The 23,361-nt window shown below is 64.7% G+C and carries 16 protein-coding genes; all 16 read left to right on the forward strand.

Going from position 1 to position 23,361, the window contains the following annotated elements:
• Positions 1 to 167 precede the first annotated feature (167 nt).
• Positions 168 to 863 (forward strand): hypothetical protein, encoded by a 696-nt coding sequence (locus tag ENJ19_06245; GenBank protein ID HHM05328.1) that lies wholly within the window; start codon positions 168 to 170, stop codon positions 861 to 863.
• Positions 864 to 876: 13 nt separating this feature from the next.
• Positions 877 to 1,158: a hypothetical protein gene (locus ENJ19_06250; protein ID HHM05329.1), complete on the forward strand. Its 282-nt coding sequence runs from the start codon at positions 877 to 879 to the stop codon at positions 1,156 to 1,158.
• 94 nt (positions 1,159 to 1,252) lie between these two features.
• Positions 1,253 to 2,371, forward strand: a complete 1,119-nt coding sequence (locus tag ENJ19_06255; GenBank protein HHM05330.1) for a phage late control D family protein — start codon at positions 1,253 to 1,255, stop codon at positions 2,369 to 2,371.
• Between the two features lie 20 nt (positions 2,372 to 2,391).
• A complete protein-coding gene (locus ENJ19_06260; GenBank protein ID HHM05331.1) occupies positions 2,392 to 3,096 on the forward strand; it encodes a hypothetical protein in 705 nt (234 codons plus the stop codon).
• Positions 3,097 to 3,106: 10 nt separating this feature from the next.
• Complete coding sequence (locus tag ENJ19_06265) at positions 3,107 to 3,475, forward strand: hypothetical protein (GenBank protein ID HHM05332.1); 369 nt, start codon at positions 3,107 to 3,109, stop codon at positions 3,473 to 3,475.
• Positions 3,475 to 3,846 (forward strand): hypothetical protein, encoded by a 372-nt coding sequence (locus ENJ19_06270; protein ID HHM05333.1) that lies wholly within the window; start codon positions 3,475 to 3,477, stop codon positions 3,844 to 3,846. Before ENJ19_06265 ends, ENJ19_06270 begins: the two co-directional genes overlap by 1 nt.
• 171 nt (positions 3,847 to 4,017) lie before the next feature.
• Positions 4,018 to 6,651: a putative baseplate assembly protein gene (locus tag ENJ19_06275; protein ID HHM05334.1), complete on the forward strand. Its 2,634-nt coding sequence runs from the start codon at positions 4,018 to 4,020 to the stop codon at positions 6,649 to 6,651.
• The gene (locus ENJ19_06280; GenBank protein HHM05335.1) at positions 6,648 to 9,917 is read left to right on the forward strand and encodes a putative baseplate assembly protein; all 3,270 of its coding nucleotides are present in this window, start codon (positions 6,648 to 6,650) and stop codon (positions 9,915 to 9,917) included. The genes ENJ19_06275 and ENJ19_06280 overlap by 4 nt, the downstream gene beginning before the upstream one ends.
• 198 nt (positions 9,918 to 10,115) lie before the next feature.
• Positions 10,116 to 12,386, forward strand: a complete 2,271-nt coding sequence (locus ENJ19_06285) for a hypothetical protein (protein HHM05336.1) — start codon at positions 10,116 to 10,118, stop codon at positions 12,384 to 12,386.
• Positions 12,387 to 12,398: 12 nt separating this feature from the next.
• A complete protein-coding gene (locus tag ENJ19_06290) occupies positions 12,399 to 17,156 on the forward strand; it encodes a hypothetical protein (GenBank protein ID HHM05337.1) in 4,758 nt (1,585 codons plus the stop codon).
• A 9-nt stretch (positions 17,157 to 17,165) separates the two neighbouring features.
• A complete protein-coding gene (locus ENJ19_06295; protein ID HHM05338.1) occupies positions 17,166 to 18,047 on the forward strand; it encodes a hypothetical protein in 882 nt (293 codons plus the stop codon).
• 101 nt (positions 18,048 to 18,148) lie between these two features.
• Complete coding sequence (locus ENJ19_06300) at positions 18,149 to 19,363, forward strand: acetate kinase (GenBank protein ID HHM05339.1); 1,215 nt, start codon at positions 18,149 to 18,151, stop codon at positions 19,361 to 19,363.
• 43 nt (positions 19,364 to 19,406) lie between these two features.
• Positions 19,407 to 21,785: a phosphoketolase family protein gene (locus ENJ19_06305; GenBank protein HHM05340.1), complete on the forward strand. Its 2,379-nt coding sequence runs from the start codon at positions 19,407 to 19,409 to the stop codon at positions 21,783 to 21,785.
• 179 nt (positions 21,786 to 21,964) lie between these two features.
• Entirely contained in the window at positions 21,965 to 22,708 is a 744-nt protein-coding gene (locus ENJ19_06310; protein HHM05341.1) for a YebC/PmpR family DNA-binding transcriptional regulator, read from the forward strand.
• Complete coding sequence (gene ruvC / locus ENJ19_06315; GenBank protein HHM05342.1) at positions 22,705 to 23,232, forward strand: crossover junction endodeoxyribonuclease RuvC; 528 nt, start codon at positions 22,705 to 22,707, stop codon at positions 23,230 to 23,232. Before ENJ19_06310 ends, ruvC begins: the two co-directional genes overlap by 4 nt.
• A partial coding sequence (locus tag ENJ19_06320; protein ID HHM05343.1) for a Holliday junction branch migration protein RuvA occupies positions 23,229 to 23,361 on the forward strand: 133 nt, incomplete at its 3' end. The genes ruvC and ENJ19_06320, both read left to right, overlap by 4 nt.

The raw sequence follows: 23,361 nt of genomic DNA on the forward strand, positions 1-23,361 counted from the left end.
CAGGGATGTGCCGCCATTGGCGCAAGTCAATGCGAGCCCGCGAAATACCAGCCATTTCGCACAATGGCGCCCGTATTTCGCGGGCGGCAATCAAACAGGTCAGGACGACCTGTTTGATTGCCGGGTTAATAGTTGCCCTGCGCAGGACACAAAGGATAGGTGTAGTTATGATTTCGGGCTTTAAAAACAGTCCCAAGTTGTTAAAGGGCGCCCTGGTCGTCTATGCCTCCCATGATCCGGGGGCCAAGAGCAAGACCATTCCCTTCCAATACAATCCGGAACAAGTGAGCCGCAGTTTGTCGCAAGCAAGCACCACAACCGGTACCACGGGCACGACCAGCGCCAACCGTGGTCAGGCACAACAGGACGTGCTGCGGGTGCAAGGGCCGCCGAGGGAAACGTTTACTTTATCGGTAACGCTCAACGCAGCGGATCAACTGGAATTCCCCGAGCAGAATCAAAACATCGTGCAAAACGGCTTGCACGCGGTCTTGGCCACCCTGGAGATGCTGCTCTATCCCACCAGCTTCCAGGTGTTGCAAAATGAAGCCCTGGCCGAGGGCGGCGAGGTGCAGCTCAACCCGGCAGATCTGCCCCTGGTACTGTTGGTGTGGGGCCGCGCGCGGGTGGTGCCGGTGAAGATCACCAGCTTTTCGGTAACGGAGGAAAATTTCGACCCCAGCCTTAACCCTATTCAGGCCAAAGTGGAGCTGGGGCTGCAAGCATTGAACTATGTGGATTTGCCCAGCACCAGCGCCGGGCGGGATATGTATTTGTCTTATCAACGGCAGAAGGAAACGCTGGCCAAGCAGTTCCAGGCCGGGGAAGAGGCTGAGCCCATCCAGGGCTTGTTACCCAACTGAAAGAGAGTGTCAGATGTTTTTCAAAGGCAGCCGCTACGAGAAAGTCATCACACTGGAAATGACCGATGACGCAGGCCGCACCCTGCGCTACAAAGCCACTCGTTTCATTCCCGAAACGCCAGCGCGGCTTGGTCACAAGGTGCAGCGCAGCGAACGTTTGGATCATATTTCCCAGCGCTACTTTCGTGATCCGGAAAGGTTTTGGCGTATTGCAGATTGCAATGAATCGACTTGGCCGGATGAGTTGGTGAGTGAGCCGGGGAGGAAAATCAACATCCCCTCATCCGAAGGCTGAGTGGTTTTATTCCCCCCCTCTGAAAAAGGGGGACCGAGGGGGATTTTCAAAACCAGTACACACTTACACTCAAGGACACAAAGAACCTGACACCATGCAACAAGTTTCCTACACCTTGACCATCGCCGATGCCCCCGCGAGCGCCGAGCTGCTGGCGGCCGTGCGTGAGATAGAGGTGGAGGATCATGCCGAGTTGGCGGACATGTTGCGTTTGAAGCTGGCCGTTGCAGTGCGCGAAGACGGTTCCGCTTGGGACGTGTTGGACGAAAACCTGTTCCAACGTTTGACCAGACTGCGCATCGACGTAACGGTGGGCAGCCGCCGGGTGCCGTTGACCGAGGCCTATGTGATCGAAACTCGCAGCGAGTTTTCCAATGCGCCGGGTGGATCCATGTTAGAAGTGGTGGCCATGGATCCCACGTCATTGATGAACCTGGAAGAAAAAGTGCGCCCCTGGCCCGACATGGCGGATTCGGACATCGCCAGCACCATCTTCGGCGAATACGGCTTTGCCGCCCAAGTCGATCAAACCCAACCGACGCGGCAGGAACTGGATCGTACGGTGATGCAGCGCGGCACCGATATCCAGTTTCTGCGCCATCTGGCAGAGCGCAACGGCTTTGAGTGCTACGTGGAGCTGAACGAAAACAGCGGCGCAGTGGAAGGGCATTTTCATGCACCGCGCAGTGATGCCGCGCCCCAGGGGGTGCTGACGGTGAATATGGGCACGGCCACCAATGTCAATCAGTTCAAGGCCAGCTTCGACATGCTGGGCCCGGTCACCGCCGAGGCGCGCAACGTGGATGTGGGCAACCAATCGGACCAGGACGCAAACATTGAAACCCAGGCCGACGAGTTGGGCGAGCAAGCGTCAACCCCCTCAGACCAACCCCGCCGCGTGCTTGTTGCCAACACCGGCCTGGCCGAGGCAGGCGAATTGCAGACCTACGCCCAGGCGGTGGTTGATCGCGCCGCCTGGGCCATCCGCGCCGAAGGCGAGCTGTCCACCGTGACTTACGGCGGCGTACTGCGCGCCAAGCGGCCGGTTAACGTGCGCGGCGCGGGCCGCCAGTTCAGCGGCACCTATTACGTGGAAAAAGTGCTGCACCGCCTCAGCGACGAGGGATATACCCAAAGCTTTACCTTGCGCCGCAACGCCACCGGCGTTACCGGCCGGGAAGATTTCACAGACAATCAGGCCCTGGCGTCTTAACGTAGAGACGGATGACACGAATGCCGCCCAATGCACAAAACACAAGCCGCGATACAGCGCAGCGCTATTTTGGCAAATACCGCGGCCTGGTCCGCGACAACAACGACCCGCGCAACATGGGCCGCATCAAGGCCAGTGTGCGCGAACTGTTGGGCGATGTGGACACCGGCTGGGCTTTGCCTTGCTTGCCGTATTCGGGCAACGGCGAGGGGCAGTACACCGTGCCGCCGGTGGGGGCGGGGGTGTGGATCGAGTTTGAATCGGGGGATTTGTCACGGCCCATCTGGAGCGGGTGCTGGTGGGGCGAGGGGCAGCTTCCCAGCGACAATACCGGCACCGCCGCCACGCCGCCGCTCAAGATCATCCGCAGCGAAACGGGTCTGATGGTGACGCTGGACGACAACAGCCAGGTCATCACCGTCAGCGACGGCGGGGGCGGCAATCTGCTGGAAATCCAGGTGCAGGCGGGCCGAATCACGGTCAAGGGGGCCAGCAAGGCAGTAGTGGAGGCACCCCAGATTGAGTTGGTGGAAGACGCCAGCCATCCGCTGGTGTTCGGGGACGAGTTGTTGCAATACCTCAACCAATTGGTGAGCATGTTCAACAGCCACGTGCACCCCGGTGAACTGGCGGCCGGCTGGATCCCGGTGACCCCGGCGCCGCCCACCCCCAGCCTGACGCCGCCCACCCCTTCCCTCAATTCAACCCGGGTCAAAAGCGGCTGAAGGAGCGCATATGGCATTGAAGGCAGGCACCTTGACGGATTTCGACAACAGCATGGCCCAGGCCATGGAAGAGGCGCTGGCGGTGTTGTGGCAGGAGAAAACCGGCCAGCCCCTGGGCAGTGCCGGCGAGGAGGACCGCCGTTTGATGTTTGTTGCCATCGCCCAGGGCGTGGTCAAGCATCTCAAAGACAACGCCGGCGCCGCTTTTGCCGTGAGCGTGAACGTGGAGCAGACCGGACCCTGGGTGAGCGCCTCGGGCCAGACCACCTCCGGCCACAACCACACTGTCGCCGTCACCCAAGACAATGTGGTGGGCAACAAGGTGCAAAGCAGCGGCACCGGCACCGTCACCCTCAACACCACGGGCACCTTGTACTGATGGCCGGGACGTATTTCGATTACCCCTTTCACCTGGACGGCCGTGGCCGCAGCGCCACCACCGGCGTGGACGACCACGTGCGCGACCTCATCCGCCAGGTTTTGTTCACCAACCCCGGCGAACGGGTCAACCGGCCGGACTTTGGTTGCGGTCTGAAACGCCTGGTGTTCATGCCCAACAGCGATGCCCTGGCCGCCGCCACCCAGGTCACCGTGCAAAGCGCCTTGCAGCGCTGGCTGGAGCGGGTGATCCAGGTGGAGAAAGTGGAAGTGCGGGCGAGTGATGCGCGTCTGGAAGTGCTGGTGGTATACCGGCGTCTGGATACGGGGGAGCGGATGGTGGATCGTTTTACCGAAGAGGGACAGTTTTGAATTCCCCCCTTTAAAAAAAATGGGTTAGGGGGAAAACCTCCAATAATCACAAACGGCGTTGCTTGACCGCACGTCGTCAAATCCCCTGCAGCTCTCCTCTTTGGGGGAGCGTCTGGCAGGGAAACACCGGCCGCCCATTCCGGCGCGGCCCCGGGAGAGAGGAACACAGAGATGGTCACGGAGCTGACCCTCGAAAAGGAACCGTCCTGCCGCGATGCCCAGCGCCGCGCCAACGTGCTGGCCCATCCGGTGTTGAACGGCATCGACTTCGTTGAATACCAGCACCGGCCGCTGGCGCCCCAGCCCCACGTGCTGGTGGTGCATTTCCTGAAAGACTTGCCCGCTGCCCCCCACTCGGACCCGGACGGCGCCTACGGTCTCACCACGCACCCGGAGTGGATTCGACTGGAGGGCGGCACCCGCATCGTCAATATCAAGGTCCTGGCGGTAACCCTGGCCGCGCCCCGGCTGGAAATCGCCGTGGACAAACCGGGCGATTTTTCCACTTACTGGCTGTTCCTGGGCTGGTCGCGCCAGCCCGATGGCAGCCTGAAACGGGAGACGGCCAATCTCGATGCCCGCTTCTCCCGCGCGCCGGTGGATTTCAAAGCCGACTGCCCCACGGAGTTCGACTGCCGGGAAACGCCATTTTGCCCGCCGGAGGCGTTGGACGGGCCCCTGCTGGATTACCTGGCCAAAGACTACGCCAGCTTTCGCCAGCTCATTTTGGACCTCATCGCCCAGCGCAATCCCGACTGGCAGGAGCAAAACCCGGCCGATCTGGGCATCACCCTGGTGGAGCTGCTGGCCTACGCCGGCGATCACCTGAGCTATTTCCAAGACGCCGTTGCCAACGAGGCCTACCTGGAAACGGCGCGCCAGCGCTTCTCTGTGCGCCGCCACGCGCGCCTGGTGGACTACGTCATGGGCGAAGGGCGCAATGCCTGGACCTATGCGCATCTCACTGTTGGCAGCACCGGCACCGTGCCCCAGGGCACCAAGCTGCTCACCCGCATCGCCGATCCGCTGGCGGGAGAGACGGCGCCACCGCCGGTGACCTTCAACGAATCCGCTTTGGACCCTGGCGCCTACGAGGCCGACCCGGCCTTGCGCCGGGCGCGGGTGTTCGAAACCACCCATCCCATTGCGGTGCGGCCCGAGTTCAACACCCTCTATCTGCACGCCTGGGGCAATCTGGAATGCTGTCTGCCCGTGGGCACCACCACACTTTATGTTTATGCCTTGGACCCCGGCGATGCGGACCAAGTCATCCGCCCCGCCCTGCAAGCCGGTGATTATCTGATCTTCGAGGAAGTGCTGGGGCCCGAGACCGGCCTGGCGCCCGACGCCGATCCCAAGCACCGTCAGGCCGTGCGGCTGGTAAAGGTGGAGGAGGCCGACGACAGCGTCTATGGGGACACGTTGCTCAATGGCGCCCTGCAGGTGCGCACCAATCCCGCCGATCCGGTGCTGCCGCTTTTGAAAATCACCTGGGACCGGAGTGAGGCGTTGCGCTTTCCGCTGTGCCTGTCCACCCGCACCCGGGACAACACCCTCGTCAATCATGTCTCTGTGGCGCGGGGCAACGTGGTACTGGCGGACCACGGTCGCACCATAGTGGAGGATTTTCCCCAAAGCGAGCCGGTGCCCGCTGACGAGCGTTTCTATTTACAACTGGGCCAGGGGCCGCTGAGCTTCCAGTGCCAGCCGCCGGACATGCGCTACCGCAACGTTTCCGGCACGGCGGTGCAGGACAGCCCCCGCCACGGCCTGGACTGTAGCGCCGGCGCGGCCCAAGCCGCCGTGGCCGTGGTGGCCACCAGCCCCATCGGCGCGCATCTTTGGACGGCGGTGCCCCATTTGCTGGACAGCCCCCCGTATGCCCGCCATTTCGTCGTCGAAACCGACAACCGGGGGCGGGCCCGGCTGCGCTTCGGCGATGGCCAATACGGCAAGGAAGCGGCGGGCGTCACCCGTTTCACAGTCACCTACCGCCTGGGCAACGGTCGGGCCGGCAATATCGGTGCCGACGCCCTGGCGCATGCCCTGCGCCCGGCCGTGGCCCCGGCCTGGCCGACGATCAGCGCTCTGCGCAACCCGCTGCCAGCGGTGGGCGGGACCGATCCGGAAAGCCTGGATCAGGTCCGGGCTCGCGCGCCCAAGGCCTTCCGCGCCCGGCAATTCCGGGCAGTGACCGAGGCCGATTACATTGAGGCCGCCCTGCGCCTGCCAGCGGTGGCCGGAGCCATGGCCCGCTTTCGCTGGACCGGGAGCTGGTACACCGTGGAATTGGCGGTGGACCCGGTGGATCCTGCCGATCTCCTCACCCTGCCCGGCGGCCGCACCCGCCTCGCACCCCGCTTCGGGCGTGCGGTGAAGGCCCACGTTTCCCGCTTCAAGCTGGCAGGTTACGACTTGTCGGTCCGCGCAGGGGAATACGTGCCCCTGGAAATTGACATCCGGTTGTGCGTGCAGCCGGGCTATTTCCGCGGCGAGGTGCTGGAAGCGGTGAGCCGGGCCCTCAGCGCCAGGATCAACCCCGACGGCAGCAGGGGCTTCTTCCATCCTGACAACTTCAGTTTCGGCCAGCCGGTGTATTTAAGCCGCCTCTACCAGGCGCTGGAAGCAGTGACGGGAGTGGATTCGGCCCAGGTGACCCGCTTGCGGGTGTTCGGCCAGGATGACAACGGCGAGCTGGCCACCGGGGTGCTGCCCATCGGTCCCTGGCAAATCGCCCGCCTGGACAACGACCCGAATTTTCAGGAAAACGGCGTGCTGCGCCTGAGTGCGGGAGGGGGCAAATGAGCCGCGACAACACCTGCCATTGCTGTGAACCCGAGGCGGAACTCACCCCGGTGAGTCTGTACAACCGCCCGGGACTGACCGCCATCGCCTACCGGGTGGGCACTTTCGCCCAGTTCCGCCAGGCCATGCTGCAGGGCATCGCCCGCCGCAGTGAACTGCGGGGACTGTCCACCCGCGACAGCGACGATTACGCCATCACGATTCTGGAAGCCTGGGCGGCCGTCGGGGACGTGCTCAGCTTTTATCAGGAGCGCACGGCCAACGAGGCTTTTTTGGGCACCGCCACCTTGCGCGGCTCGGTCCAGCGCCTGGCCGCCTTGCTGGGCTACCGCCTCAACCCCGGCCTGGCCGCCGTCGCCTATCTGGCCTTCACAGTGGAGCGGCGCAAAGCCTTGGCCGTTCCCACCGGGCTGCGGGTGCAAAGCGTGCCGGAGCAGGACGAAAAGCCGCAAAAATACGAAACCCTGGAAGCCATCGACGCCTACGGCTGGCTGAACGAACTAACCGTTTATCCAGCCCCCATTGGCGCCAATCCCCTGGCCCAGGGTCGCACCCAGGCTGATCTGGCGCCCGAGGCGGACGGCCTGGCTGCCCTGGACGCTTTGGCCGAGGACGACCGGTTGCTGCTGTTCGATTTGAGCCACAACCCGGAAGAGCTGGTGGTGCAGGCCGTGGACACTGAGGGCGAGCACCTGCGCCTGCGCTGGCGCCGGCCGGTGCAGGGCGGTCACTGGACGGTTACCACGCCGGTGTTCAAGCGGGCGCGCACCTTCAAGCTGTTCGGCTACAACGTGCCCGCCCAGTACCCCAAGCCCACTCAAAGCGGCTACCTGGTGCTGTGGAATCTCACCACGATTGGCACTGACACCCCCGGCGACGACAATTACGCCCTGGCGGCCGGCGACACTTTGCATCTGGATGGACGCTACGAGGATCTGGAAGTGGGCGCGCGGCTGCTCATGGTGGAGGCCGGGGGGCAGCAACACCTGCTCACCATTGCCGAAGTGGGCGAGGCGGAGCAAAAGCTGGGTCCTCTCAGCGACACCGTCACCGCCATCAAAGTGACCCCCTCCTTCAGCCAGATCAACGACCGCCGCAAGGTGGTGCTGCATGAGCTGTTGGGTGATCCGGTGCGTTTTTGGGGTTACGGTTATCCCGAAACCCTCGCGGGCAGCACCGTCTGCGTCCCCGGCCGCCGGGTGGATGGCGGGCACATTGTGCTGGGCCGGGAGGTGAAGAAGAAAACCTACACGGACGGGGAAGACGCTGACATCTCGGCGCTGGAGCCGGGCCGCCAAGTATTGCTCCAGGCCGCGGGGAAAACGCCTGTTCTGGCGGAAGTCGCCAGCGTGGCGGTGACAGAGCGGGAAGTGGTGGTGCAGGCCACGGGCGATGATCCGTACACCGCCGCCGAACTCAAGCTGGACGAGAAAAACGCCCAGCGCCTGACCGGCTGGTGCACGCCGTCGCTGGTGCCGTTCCCCACCCTCAGCGCCAGCGCACCGGCCTTGAATCTGCGAGTGAACGGAAGCGGACCTTATTCACTCTCGTTCGCCAGCAAGCCGGCGGACCTGAACCAGGCCGCCAGCCAGTTGCAAAGCGCTTTGCGGGGCGTGGATCCCGATGATGCCGTGTTTGCCGGGGCCCGCGTGCTGCCCGTGGGCGGCCGGCTGGTGGTGCTGGCGGGAGAGGCGGACACCGGCTTTCAGTTCGAGCCTGCTGATGCCGACGAGACCACGGTGGTGGAGTTAGGGCTGGACGGCGACAGCGTGCGGCCGGTTACCGCCCTGCTCTCCGGGCCGCTGGCAGTGCCACTTGCGTTCACCAGCGTGGCACCTCAAGTGTCGGTGAGCATCGGTCCCGTGGGTCCCCGCACCTTGCATCTGGCCGGTGGTTACACCGACCTTATAAGCCTGGCCGGCGCCCTGCAGGATCTGCTGCGCGGCGCCGACCTGGCGCCGGCCTTCTGCTATGCCCAGGTGCTGGTGGTCGGTAGCCGGTTGCTGATTGTGCCCGACCGGCTGGGCCTGTTTCCCAGAGGCTATCTCAAGATTGAGTTACAACAATCTGAAAATATTAATTTTTCAAAATCCGCCTCGCTACTGGGCAACATCGCCCTGGCGTCCCATGGCGAGACCCAGAAAGATGAAACCCTGGGCGATGGCGACCCCGCCACACCCTTCCAAAGCTTCACCCTGAAAAAGGATCCGGTGACCCACGTGCCCAGCGCCGCCTCCACCGGCGGGGAAAGCAGTCTTCAGGTGTTGGTGAACGGCATGCAGTGGAGCGAGGTGGACAGCCTCTACGGCCGGGGGGGCAATGAGACGGTCTACACCACCCGGGTGGACGATGAGGGCAAGACCGTCGTCCGGTTCGGCGACGGCGAGACCGGTGCCCGGCCCCCGGCAGGGCGCGGCAACATTGTCGCCCGCTATCGCCAGGGCTTGGGCCTGGACGGCCGGGTGGGGGCCGGGAGCATCAAAAACGCCCTGGACAAACCCAAGGGCCTGAAGGGGGTGAGCAACCCTGCCGCGGCGGAGGGTGGGGCCGATCCCGAAACCCTGGAAGAGGCCCGCAGCCGCGCCCCTGCCACCGTGCGCACCTTTGGCCGGGCAGTGTCGCTGCGGGATCTGGAAGACCTCGTCAGGGAAAGCGGTGAAGTGGCCAAAGCCAAGGCCACCTGGGTATGGAGCGCCGGCCGCCGCAGCGCCCACCTCACCGTGGCCGGGCAGGAGGGTGCCGCCTTTTCGCCTGCGGCCTTGTCCCGGCTGCACGCCGGCCTCACCGCCCAGCGCGACCCCAACCGGCCGCTGCGGCTGGACAACTACCTGCCCCTGCCTGTGGAAGTCGCCGCCACCCTCACCATAGGCGAGGCCTATGTCGCCAGCGAAGTGGCTGCCGCCGCCCGCGCCGCCCTGGAAGCGATGTTGAGCTTCGAGGCCCAGCCCTTTGGGCAGCCCGTGCATCTGAGCGATGTCTACGCCGTACTGCAAGGCGCCACCGGGGTGGTGGCAGTGGACATGGACCGGCTGATGTACAAACGGCCCGCCACCATGAGCGAGGCGGCGTTCCAGGACTTCCTCAACCAGCGGGCCGTTGTCCGCCGCACCGACGGCAGTGTGGCGCCTTTGCAGCCGCACCTGCGCATCTATCCGGCGCGGCCGGATCGCAGTGGTCCGCCCTGGGTGCGGCCGGCGGAGCAGGCCCGATTGGAAGTGCCGGCAGAGGATGTGGTGTTGCTCACCCAGGGCGGTCTGCCGGATTAGGGGATGTTGGAATGACTGAACAAACAATGGATAAATCCCCCCTCACCCTGACCCTTTCCTCCGGGGAGAGAAGAGCCGGACGCCCGTCTCAATACGGCGCAACAGCGCGCCAAGGCGCAGGGAAACGAGCCACCCGCGAAGAACGGCGGGATCACCAAGCCGCGACCTCCCCAGCCAGCGGCCAGCAAAGGAGCTGCCATGGCCGGCGTATTTAAAGACTCCCGCAAGCTCTACCAGCTGCTGCCCGCCGTCTACCGCGAGCGGGACGCCCAGGAAGGTTACCCGCTGCGTGCACTGCTCGGCCTGGTGGAAGAACAGGCGGACATTCTTTACGAGGATATTCAACGGCTTTGGGATAATTTCTTCATTGAAACCTGCGATGGCTGGGTGGTGCCCTACATCGGTGATCTGGTCAGCAACAACCCGCTGCACGACGCTGAGCGTTTCACCGATGCGCAAACGGCGGAGCAGCTGTTCGAAGACCTCACCGGCCCCAGCCTGGCGGTCGGGCTGGCGCTGCGCTCGCGGGCCGATGTGGCCAAAACCATTTACTACCGCCGCCGCAAGGGCACCCTGCCCATGCTGGAGGAGCTGGCGCGGGACGTGACCGGCTGGGCCAGCCACGGGGTGGAGTTTTTCCGGCTGCTGGGCTGGACGCAGAATCTCAATCACCTGCGTCTGGGCGCCGGTGGCACCATGGCGCTGCGTCAGGTGGAACCGGCCGACCGGCTGAATGGCCCCTTCGACCGCTGGGCTCACACGGTGGATGTGCGGGCGCCCGTCCAGACTGAGGGCTGGTACAACATCCCCAACATCGGCTTTTTCCTGTGGCGGCTGCGCAGCAATCCGCTGGAGGCCGTGACACCGCGCCGGGGGGGCTTGGACTGGCAGTACCATTTCAGTCCCCTGGGCAATCCGGCCCCGCTGTTCAACGCCTGGCGGCGGGAGGGGGACGAGGCGGGACTGGCGACGGAATATCACGTGCCCGGCCCCCTTCGCCCCGCTTATTTTTTTGATGATTTGCAGGCTCACCGGCGCCAGTATCCGCGGTCCGAATACACGCCGCTGTATGCGCCATTGGACCAGGGGGGCAGTCTTTACATCGAGCGCAATGGCGTGCCCGTGACGCCCGCGGCCGACTATGAGGCCACACCCGATTTGTACGCCCCGCAAATCATCTGCCGCCAGCTCGACCCCTGGCCCGCCGTCCAGCCCGGCGGCCGGGTGATTGCAGTGGACGTGGCCACCGGCCGCCTGGCCATAGGCGACGGCTGGGGCGATGCCACGGAACGGCTGGACGTGCACTATCACTACGGCTTCCCCGCCGATCTCGGCGGCGGGCCCTATGAGCGCGGGCCCTGGCTGGTGGACGAGACCCTGCCCGAGTTGCAGTTGTTCGTGCAGCAGGACAACCCTCCGGCGGATTACCACGCCACACTCAGTTCGGCCCTGACGGCCTGGGCGGCCGCCGGACGGCCCAATGCCACCATCACGGTGCTGGACAACCGCAGCTATCCGGAAGCCCTGGACATCGAGCTGGCAAACGACCGCTGGCTGGTGATCCAGGCCGCCAACGGCGTGCGGCCCCACATCCAGCCCGGCGGCGGCGCCATCACCCTGTCCGGCGGCCATCCCGAATCGGCCTTGACCTTGAGCGGCCTGCTGGTGGAAGGTGCCGTGGCCGTGAACGGCGACACCGGCCGCCTGCGGCTGCTGCACACCACCTTGGTGCCGGGCCGCAGCCTCACCGAGGCGGGCCTGCCCGCCGGCACTGCGCCCAGTGTGATCGTGGCGGATGTGGACGGCGGTGGCGCAACCATCAACACCGATTTCATTTTGGAAGCGGCCTTTTCCATCACCGGCCCTCTGCGTTTACCGGAAAGCGCCCAGGGCCTGTGGCTGCTGGACAGCATCGTGGACGGCCTGGGGGGCACCGCCATCAGCGCCACGGGCACCAGTGACCAGTCCGGCCCCAGCGCCGTCATCGAACGCTGCACGGTGGTCGGCCCCAGCTATTTCCACAGCCTGAAGCTGGCCACGGAAGTGATCTTCACCGGCACCGTGACCTGCGAGCAGCGCCATGAGGGCTGCGTGCGGTTCAGTTATGTGACGGCCAATTCGCGCACCCCGCGGCGTTACCGCTGCCAGCCCGACTGGGAGATACTCACCGTTCTCACAGCGGCGCGGGACGAAAAGGGCAGCGATTTGACGCCTGTGGAGGACGCCGCCATCCGCAGCGCCATCGAAGCCTGGTTGGTGCCCGGCTTCACCTCGATTCACTACGGCCATCCCGGCTACGCCCAGTTGCGCCGCGCCAGTCCGCGGCAGATCCGCACAGGTGCGGAGGATGGCTCGGAAATGGGGGCCTATTGCCACCTCAAGCAGCCCCAGCGCGAAACCAATCTGCGCATTCGATTGGAGGAGTACCTGCCTTTTGGCCTGGTACCCGGAATCATTTACGTGACCTGAAGGAGTGCCACCATGGCCGGCGACTACACACGGTTTACTTTTAAAGCCGACAAAAACTATTCGGAAGTCCGCCAGCAACAGGGCCGCGTCAGCCTGGACGCCGACTGGAACGAAGGCGCGGCCATCGATGACCGGCACTGGCGCTCGGAGACCTTCGACATTCTCGGCCGCTGTGTAGTGCCCGCCACCACGCCTAAGGCCTTTGAAATTGTCCCCACCGCTCCCGGTGAGTTCACCATTGGCGTGGGGCGCCTGTACCTGGACGGCCTGCAGGTGGAAAACCACGGCCTCGCGCCCCGCTTCGACCCCATCCTGGCCGAGCTGCACGGCACCGGCGCCGTGCCCTATTCGGCGTCAGCCGGGAATCCCGTGCAGCGGTTTTATCCCACGGCGCCGGCGCTCACCATGCCGGTGGCGGAGCGCAGCGATTTGATTTACCTGCACGTGTGGCAACGGGAAGTCACGGCGCTGGAAGACCCGGAATTGCTGGACGTGGCCCTGGGCGGCCCCGACACCACTACCCGCGTGCAAACCGCCTGGCAGGTGCAGGTGCTGGAAGGGGTGGGGGATGCCCACTGCCCCGACGAACTGGAGGCTTGGGACGCCATCACCAAGCCGTCCGCCGGGCGGCTCAGCACCGGCGCGGTGGCGCCGGGCGAGGACAAGCCCTGCATTATTTCCCCCTCCGGCGGCTACCGGGGGCTGGAAAACCGGCTCTACCGGGTGGAAATCCACACCCCGGGGCCGGTGGGCACGGCCAAATTCAAATGGTCGCGGGACAATGTCTCCGTGCGGGCGGCGGTGGATACCATTCCCGCCCTGGACCGGATCACCGTGCGCGAACTGGGCCGCGACCAGGTGCTGCGCTTTCAGGTGGGTGACTGGGTGGAGGTGCTGGACGACCTGCTGGAGTTTCGCATCCGGGCGGGGGAGAACGTGGCCGGTCACATGGCGCAGATCACCGCCATCGACGAGGGCAATGCCATACTCACCCTCGCCCCGGCCCTGCCCGCCGGCCTGTTCGATGCCACCGATCCTGATCGCCACACCCGGGTCCAGCGTTGGGATCAGTCCACCGGCGTGGACGCCAACGGCCTGCTGGACACCGCCGCCGGGCCGCTGGAGCTGGAAGACGGCGTGGTGGTGTCCTTCACCCCTGATCCCGCCAATCCCGCCGGGGAATGCAAGCGCGGCGACTACTGGGTGTTCGCCGCCCGCACTGCCGATGCCTCGGTGGAAACGCTCACCGAAGCGCCCCCGCGGGGCGTGCACCATCACTACTGCCGTCTGGCCGTGGTGCACTGGGGCGCCACGGTGGACACCACCCACGTGCACGACTGCCGCACGATCTGGCCGCCGGCCCAGTGCTGCACCATTGCCGTGCGGCCGGGAGAAGACATTCAGGCCGCCATCGACAAAGTGTCCGCGGACGGTGGCTGTGTCTGCCTGCTGCCGGGGCTGCACCGCGTCCACGAACCGCTGCTCATCGACGGGCGGCAGAACCTCACCTTCAAAGGGGTGGGGCCGGTCAGCAAGCTGATTTACGAACCTCTGGATCCGCAGAGCACTCACCAGGCCGCACTGTACGTGGTGGGGGGCAGCCGGGACATTCACATCGCTGATATGTTGATTTACGCCGACCGCCTGCCCCAGTTGGTGGTGGTGGACGAGGACAGCCGGGCCATCCGCCTGCGGGGCGGCCAGCTGATCAATGGCCTGCCCGGGGGCCAGGCGGTGGGCCTGCTGCTGGGCCATTGCTGCGAGGTCCAGGTGAGGGACTGCCGGCTGCTGGCGGCCGTGGATCTGGCCCAGGCCACGGCGGCGCAACTGGCGGCTGTCGATGCCGAGTTGGCGGCGCTCCGGCCGGCGCCGGAGGAGCCGGAGGGGGAGGTGCCGGCGGACGACGTCAGCCTGCCGCCCCAGCCACGTCCGGTGCTGCCGCTCAGGCATTTTGAGGTGGTGGCCAGCCGCCTGTATTTCCTCGAGGCGGGCGTGCGCTTGCTGGACGGCTGGGAAGGGCGCATCGCTGACAACCGCATCCAGGGGGTGTCCCGCGCCGACCTGGAGCCCTTTGTCCGCCCGGCGGCGCCGGCCGGGGCGGATGAGTTCGCTGCGGCCGTGGATCCCGAGGCGTTTTACGGCAAGCTGGACGATGCCTTGGCCCGGCTGTCCCCCTGCGCTCCGCCACCGCTGAGCGCAGACGAAGAGGAGGGGGCAGCGTTTCATGGCCAGGACGAAGCCCTGCGCATGGAGCGCCTGAAGAGCGGCGGCGCGGTGCTGGGGACATTGCTGCACCAGTACCAGATCCACGGCAACACCATGGTGGCCCGGGTGGGGATACAGGTCTTTGCCGGCCGCGCCGTCCATTGCGCCGACAACCACATCACGGCGCAAAAAGCCGGTGTGTATCTGGGCTACGCCTTCGATACCGAGGTCAGTGGCAGTGCCGTCGACGCGGGCGGGCCTGATGACGCCCTGGACCAGCCGCCCCCCACCGATCTGCGCAAGCTGTGGGGCCGCCGCTTTGCCATTGGCAGTGCCGCCGTGGCGGTGTTTTTCAGCCGGGGCCTTAAGGTGCACAACAACCGGCTCGATGCCCAGACCGGCGTCACTACCGCGCGGCCGCCAAAGGTGGCCGCCAAGCCGGACACCGTAGGGCGGGAGTCGCTGCTCCGGGTGCTGGGTCTTGCGCGCCTGTGGCGGGTGACAGTGGAACTGGGCTGGCTTCTCTATCAGATTTTCCAGCAACTCACCGCTGCGCCGGCGCCCGCAGCGGGCGAACTCAGCCCCCGGGAGCAGTACGAGCAGCGCCTGTTCCAGCGCTTTGTGAGTTTGCTGGACGGCCGCTATTTCACATATTTCGTCGGCAAGGCCGAGATCAGCGACAACCGCATGCAGGTGACCCGCTACGGGGTCTTGTTCAACAACATCCTCTCCATCGGCGGCCTCAAGGTTTCGCGCAACCGCATCAGCGGCCACCGCTTTGCTGGCGTGCGCCTCCACCCGTGGTTTTCCGTGGGACGGGTGAGTGATTTTGCCAAGTGGACCCGCTGCACAGTGGAGTGGACCCTGGCCCTGTTGACGCTGCTGCGCGATGCCCTGGAAAAATTCCTGGCCGGCGGCGAGGGCGCGCCGGCGGACAAGGGTGTGTTCGGCTGGGTGGCAGTGGGCATCTCCTGGTTCTTGACCCTCTGCGCCAATTACTGCGGCCGCCGGCCGGGCAGCGACGGTGAGGGAGGCGAGGCGCCGTCCAGCCCGGCGGACGCGCTCAAAGACGCTCTGGATGACTTTCTCGACCAGCGCGACCCCACCTGGCTGGACGATCTGGTGAACCAGGCCTATGTCATCGACGGCAATGTGGTCGCCGGCGCCGGAGACGGCATCGTCACCGGCCTGGACGGCAGCCGCATCAGCCACAACCGGGTAACCGTGTGGCCGGACAGCACCGTGCCCTACGAGATGATCGTGTTCGCCCTGCGCTTCAAGGCCCGGTTCGAGGTGAGCGGGGAGGACAGCGCTGGGTCCGGCTACTACAGCGAGGGGGTGGAGATGCTGGCCAACTCCGCCCTCCACGGCGACCGCGACGCCCTGTTTCTCTCCGCCGTGGCCGCCTGGGGTTGGCTGGATGAGAGCGACGATGCCGGCAATGTCTTTTGGGAACAGCCCGATTTCCGCGCCGCCCTGCGCGTCTTCCTGGCAAACTGGTCGGCGCAGGTGAGCGCCGGCTCGCCCCTGCTGCCCCACATTCAGGCGCTGGCGGCGGGCCTGGACGAGACCGGCCTGGACCGGAACCGGGCGCGCCAGGGCTGGGCCGGGATCCTGGCCACCCTGGTGTGGGCCCTCAAGGGCTACGGCATCGTCATGCTGGGCGCCGACATGGACTGCCATCACAATCAGGTGGAATCCAAAACCGGCTGCGGCAGCGGGCGTTTGAATGCCGCCTTGTGGGGCAAGCAGCGAGTCGCCACAGCGGCGGGCCACGATAACATCGCCGGCGTCAGCGGCCAGCAGATCCACACCCCCGTGGTTTTCACCCATCCCGCCCTGGGCGGTATCTGGCAACACAGCAACGTGCTGAGCTGGTCTGTGGACAGCCTGCTGTTGCTGCTTGGCAACACCAAGGAACAAGAAACCCCTTACCACTGGCTGCTGGCTTTCTTGTTCTATTGGATCTTGTACCGCGTCCGGGACCGCCATCAGCGGGTGAACCACAACCAGGTGGAACAGGCTCTGGTGCATGGCATCCGCACGCTCAATCTTTTTGGCAGCGACGAGACCGAGGTGATGGACAACGTGGTGCGCAATGCCTCGCGTCACGGCATCTACCATCTCACCGGCCCCTTTGTCGATCTCAAAAACGCCGTCACCATCAAGGTGCACCGCAACACCGTGCTGCACGCCAGCCGGTCCTCGGCCTTTGCCGGCCTCGGCGGCAAGCCCTGGGATTTCGCCTCCCTGATCTGGGTGGAAAGCGGCGAACTCAGCGGCAACCAGAAAGAAGGAGGCTATGGCACCGCTTTGCTGTCGCTCAATCATGGTGACGGCGCCGGCCTGACGCCCTTCGGCGATGCGGCCGGCAACGACGTGGGCAGCGCGGCGGTGTACGTGGAAACAACGGTGGCCAGCGTGACGACCAACCACATTTTATGCAATGCCGACTACGCCTTCATTGTCGATACGGCCCGGGGCTTGTTCACCGACAATGTGGCCAACAGCGGCAAGTTCCCGGTGGATCCGGTCATCGACCAGGGTCCCAATGTCATTGTTTAGGAGAACGCCATGACAGAGCGGAAAAAGCAAGCGGCCCGGGGCAAGGAAAAAACAGCCGCGGCAGCACAGCCGCCGGCGGCAGTGTCGGCGCCATTGAATCCGCAGTTGCGCCGTAGCGAGCCGGCGGTGGTACAGCTGGGACAAGATGCGCTGGCGCATTTCGTGGGCGACTGGAGTGAAAAACGGGTAAAGGCCGTGCTGGCCGATGTGGCCGGCCGGAAACGTCCGCTTGAATCGGTACTTTTGGATCTTGCCGCCAGCGCACGCAGTGCCGTGCAAAAGGCCGTGGACGATACCCGCGAAAGGTCAGTGGCCGAACAGCGCCTGGACAAACAATACCGCGAGCAGCTTCTCACCCAGGGCCGGAAGAAAAAACGGACCCGGGCGCGCAAAGGCGAGATCCGTGTTCAGGGCCAGCTTGTTCACCCCCGGACCGGTGAGCCCGTCGCCGGCATGGTGGTGGAGGCCATCGACAAAGACGTGCGCAAGCACGATTTACTGGGCGCGGCGGTAAGCGATGCCCAGGGCCGTTTCGAAATCGCCTTTCGTCCGAAGGATTACAAAGAGAGCGGCGAAAAAACACCCGAGATCATGCTCAGCGTGGGGGCGGACCGGAAGCAAAAACTGTATATCGCCGACCGGCCACTGGAATTCAAAGGCGAACAGCCCGAAGCGGTCACGATCACCTTGCCGGACACCCGCGTGGAAGCCGTGAATGCCTTTTGCGCCAGCCGGCAGCGATTGTCCGCCAAACGCCGCGCCAGAGCCAGCGAAGAGCTGTTGCGGCGGAATGTGGAAAGGGAGGCACTGACTGCTGCGGCTGACACGGCACTCACCCTCCTCAACGATGGCATCGGTTTTCTCGAAGCCAGGCGCAAGAAAAAAAAATAAAGCGGGCTCAGCCGTTGTGAGGAAAACGTTCCCGGTTTCCGCATCCGGACGGGAGGCTGACCCGTGAGGCCGGGCTTTGTGGACTTGGCGCGACGCGGGACATGAGCGCCGCAAAGGAGCAGGTTCTGGTTGTCAACTCCGGCAGTTCGTCGGTGAAGTTCAGCCTGTTTGACCTGGCCGCCTCCCAGTGCCTGCTGACGGGCCGGGCGGAGCGCATCGGAGAAGCTGAGGGACGGCTGATCCTGCAAGGGGACGGCGGCAAGACGGACCATCCCTTGACGCTGCCGGACCACCGGGCCGCCTTTGCCGCCATGGTGGAAGCGTTGCGGGAGGCGGGCGTGCACGCCGGACCGGGGCCGCTGGCGGCGGTGGGACACCGGGTGGTGCACGGGGGCGAGCGTTTTGATCGCGCGGTGCTCATCGACGATGAGGTGCTGGCGGCTATAGGCGATCTGGCGCCGCTGGCGCCCTTGCACAATCCCGCCAACTGCCTGGGTATCAACATCGCGCGCCAAGTGTTTCCGGAGGTGCCCCAGGTGGCCGTGTTCGACACCGCCTTTCATCAGACCATGCCCGCCTACGCCGCCCGCTATGCCCTGCCGGGCGATTGCTACACCGAACACGGGGTGCGCCGCTACGGTTTCCACGGCAGCTCCCACGCTTACGTGGCCCGCCAGGCTGCGGCGCTGCTGGAGCGCTCTGCGACGGCCCTTAACCTGATCACGCTGCATCTGGGCAACGGCTGCAGCGCCGCGGCGATCCGGGGCGGGCGCTGCATCGACACCTCCATGGGCATGACCCCCCTGGAGGGCCTGGTGATGGGCACCCGCTGCGGCGATCTGGATCCGGCCGTGCCCTTGCTGCTGGCCCGCAAGCTGGATCGATCCCCGGCGGAGGTGGACCGGCTGCTCAACGAAGAAAGCGGCCTCAAGGGCCTTAGCGGCGTGGCGGACATGCGCGATGTGCTGGCGCGGGCCGAAGCGGGGGAGGAGACCGCCGGTCTCGCCCTGACGCTGTTTTGCTACCGCGCCAAAAAATACCTCGGGGCCTACTACGCCGCCCTGGGCCGCGTCGATGCCGTGGTGTTCACTGCCGGCATCGGTGAACACGCCGCGGTGGTGCGCGAAACCATCTGCACGGACCTGGAGCCCCTGGGCATCATCATCGACCACGCCAAGAACAACCGCCCCGCCACCGGCTCCTTTGATTTTCACCGGGCGGACGCCAAAGTAAAACTTTTGGTGATTCCCACCAATGAAGAGATGGAAATCGCCTGGCAGACATGCCAGTTAATCCGTGGCGTACAATCGTCCTGAACGCATCCCCCCCAACCTGCCCCTTTGCCGAGGAGAAAGCGTCGTGACAACGGAAGCGCAGCACACCCAGCCCCTCAATGATGATGAACTGCACAAGATGGATGCCTACTGGCGCGCCAGCAATTATCTTTCCGTGGGCCAGATTTATTTGCTGGACAATCCTCTGCTGCGCGAGCCGCTATCCCTGGAACACGTCAAACCGCGCCTGCTGGGGCATTGGGGCACCACCCCGGGTTTGAATTTCATTTACGTCCACCTGAACCGCATCATCAAACGCTACGATCTGAACATGATTTATGTCACCGGCCCCGGCCATGGGGGACCGGCGCTGGTGGCGCAGACGTATCTCGAAGGCAGCTACAGCGAGTTCTACCCCGACATCACCCAGGACGCCGCGGGCATGAAAAAGCTGTTCAAGCAGTTTTCCTTTCCCGGCGGCGTCGGTAGCCATGTGACGCCGGAAACGCCCGGCTCCATCCACGAAGGGGGCGAGTTGGGCTATGCGCTGTCGCATGCCTTCGGCGCGGCCTTCGACAACCCCGATCTCATCGTGGCCTGTGTGGTGGGGGACGGGGAGGCGGAAACCGGGCCGTTGGCCACCGCCTGGCACAGCAATAAGTTTCTAAACCCCGCCCGCGATGGCGCGGTGCTGCCCATTTTGCATCTGAACGGCTACAAGATCGCCAATCCTACGATATTGGCACGCATCAGCCATGAGGAGCTGGAAAGCCTGCTGGTGGGCTACGGCTACCGGCCCTATTTCGTCGAGGGTGCCGAACCTGAGGCCATGCACCGGCGGATGGCGGACACCCTGGACCGGGTGGTGGCCGACATTCAGGCCATCCAGCGGCAGGCCCGCAGTGGCGGGCCGGTGCAGCGCCCCCGCTGGCCCATGATTGTCCTGCGCTCACCCAAGGGCTGGACCGGACCCAAGGAGGTGGACGGCAAAAAGACCGAAGGGTACTGGCGCTCCCACCAGGTACCGTTCGCCGACCTATCCGCCAGATCCGGCCACCTCCGGGTGTTGGAAAGCTGGCTGAAAAGCTACCGGCCCGAGGAATTGTTCGATGAAAGCGGGCGGTTGCGGGACGAGCTGGCGGCCCTGGCGCCCGCGGGTGAGCAGCGCATGGGGGCCAATCCCCACGCCAATGGCGGGATACTGCTCAGGGATCTGCGCCTGCCCGATTTTCGCGACTATGCCGTGGCCGTCAGCCAGCCCGGCCGGGTCAGCGCCGAGGCCACCCGGGTGATGGGGGGGCTGCTGCGCGATGTAATGAAACGCAATGCCGGGCGCAACAACTTCCGGGTCATGGGGCCGGACGAGACCGCGTCCAACCGCCTGGGAGCCTTGTTTGAAGTCACCGACCGCACCTGGCTGGCGCAGACCCTGCCCGAGGATGAGCACCTGGCGCCGGACGGGAGGGTGATGGAAATATTGAGCGAACACACCTGCCAGGGGTGGTTGGAAGGCTATCTGCTCACCGGCCGTCACGGCTTTTTTTCCTGCTACGAGGCGTTCATCCACATCGTGGATTCCATGTTCAACCAACATGCCAAGTGGCTCAAGGTGAGTAAGGAGATCCCCTGGCGCCGTCCCATCGCCTCCCTCAACTATCTGTTGACCTCCCACGTCTGGCGCCAGGACCACAATGGTTTTTCCCATCAGGATCCGGGCTTCATCGACCACGTGGTCAACAAAAAAGCGGATCTCATCCGCGTCTACCTGCCGCCGGATGCCAACACCCTGCTCTATATCACCGACCAATGCCTGCGGTCGCGGGATTTCATCAATGTCATTGTGGCCGGCAAGCAGCCCCAGCTCCAATGGCTGGCCATGGACGCGGCCATCAAGCACTGTACTGCCGGCATAGGTATCTGGGGATGGGCCAGCAACGACCAGGACGGAGAACCCGACGTGGTCATGGCCTGCGCTGGTGACGTGCCCACAATGGAAACCCTGGCGGCCGTGGACCTCCTGCGCCAGCTTTTGCCGGAACTCAGAATCCGGGTGGTGAACGTGGTGGATCTCATGACCCTGCAGCCCCGGGAAGAACACCCCCACGGCCTGTCCGACCGTGACTTCGACAGCCTGTTCACCACCGACAAGCCCATCATTTTCGCCTACCACGGCTACCCCTGGCTGATTCACCGCCTCACCTACCGCCGTACCAATCACAAAAACCTGCACGTGCGGGGCTACAAGGAGGAAGGGACCACCACCACCCCCTTCGACATGGCCGTGCGCAACGACATTGACCGCTACCACTTGGCGGGCGACGTCATCGAACGGGTGCCCAAACTGGGCTACACCGCGGCCTACGCCAAGCAATACCTGCGCGACAAACTCATCGAACACAGGCAGTACATTGTCCAGCACGGCCAGGACCTGCCGGAGATCCGCAAGTGGAAATGGCCGTCTTGAGCTGCCGGGCACAAGGAGGCGCGACGGCCGCTGCCGGCGGGCCTCTGAAGGTTCCGGGACGAATCTGCCCGGCCTCCTTCGCGTTTGTTGTGGCACGGAACCGTCGTGCTACTCCTCCCCCACTGCGGCTTGGTATACTACGATGATTTTTCAAAGCTTCATTGATTCAGAGGAATTTCATGGCGGGACACAGTAAATGGGCCAATATCCAGCATCGCAAAGGGGCCCAGGACGCCAAACGTGGCAAGCTTTTCACCAAGCTCATTCGTGAAATCACCGTGGCCGCCCGTCTGGGCGGCAGCGACGTGGCCAGCAATCCGCGCCTGCGCGCCGCCATAGACAAGGCTCTGGCCGCCAACATGAGCAAGGACACCATCGAGCGGGCGGCGCGGCGGGGTGCGGGGGAACTGGAAGGCCAGAACTTCGAGGAAGTGCGCTACGAAGGCTATGCGCCGGGTGGCGTGGCGGTGATGGTGGACTGCATGACCGACAACCGCAACCGCACCGTGGCCGAAGTGCGCCACGTGTTTAACAAGTGCGGCGGCAACCTGGGCACCGAAGGCTCCGTGGCGTATTTGTTTTCTCACGCGGGTGTGATCAGTTTCGCCGCCGGTGCTGACGAAGAGCGCATCATGGAAGCGGCCCTGGAGGCGGGCGCCGAGGATATCGTGACCCATGATGACGGCTCCATCGACGTCATTACCGCGCCGGAGGATTTCGGTGCCGTCAAGGACATCCTGACCGCCTCTGGGCTGATGCCGGAAAGCGCCGAAATCACCATGCGCGCCTCCACCAACGTGGCCCTGGGGGCGGACGACGCGGGCAAAATGGTGCGTCTGGTGGATATGTTGGAAGACTTGGACGACGTGCAAAACGTCTACTCCAACGCCGACATCGCCGAAGACGTGCTGGCGGCGCTGTGAACGGGACGGTCCGCATACTGGGCATCGATCCCGGCAGCCGGGTGACCGGCTACGGTTTTATCGAACAGCGCGGTGGACGGGTTGCGCATCTCCTGTCGGGTTGCATTCGCGCTGAAGGGGATGACCTTCCCCAACGTCTCGGCAGTATTTTTACCGCCCTGGACGAACTGGTGGCGGCATATCAACCTCATCAGGTGGCGGTGGAACGGGTTTTCGTACAACGCAACGTGGATTCCGCCCTGAAGCTGGGACAGGCCCGCGGCGCCGCCATCTGCGCCGTGGTCAGACACGGCTTGCCGGTACACGAATACACCCCGGCGGAAATCAAAAAAGCCCTGGTCGGCCGCGGTGCCGCGGCCAAAGAACAGGTTCAACACATGGTCAAAACCCTGCTTGGCCACCCGCGGCCGTTGAGTGCTGATGCCGCCGACGCCCTGGCCTGCGCCTTGTGCCACAACAACATCCGCCAAACCCTGGCTCACCTGCCGGGCGTGTCGGGCCGGCGGGCTGGGCGTTGGCGATGATCGGGCAATTGCGCGGCACGCTGGTCTGGAAGCGCGCCCCTCAGGTGCTGATAGACGTGGGTGGGGTGGGTTACGAAGTGGAAGTCCCCCTCAGTACCTTCGTGAATCTTCCCGGAGCGGGGGAGGGCG

The sequence above is a fragment of the Gammaproteobacteria bacterium genome (assembly GCA_011375345.1).
Classification (GTDB): Bacteria; Pseudomonadota; Gammaproteobacteria; order DRLM01; family DRLM01; genus DRLM01.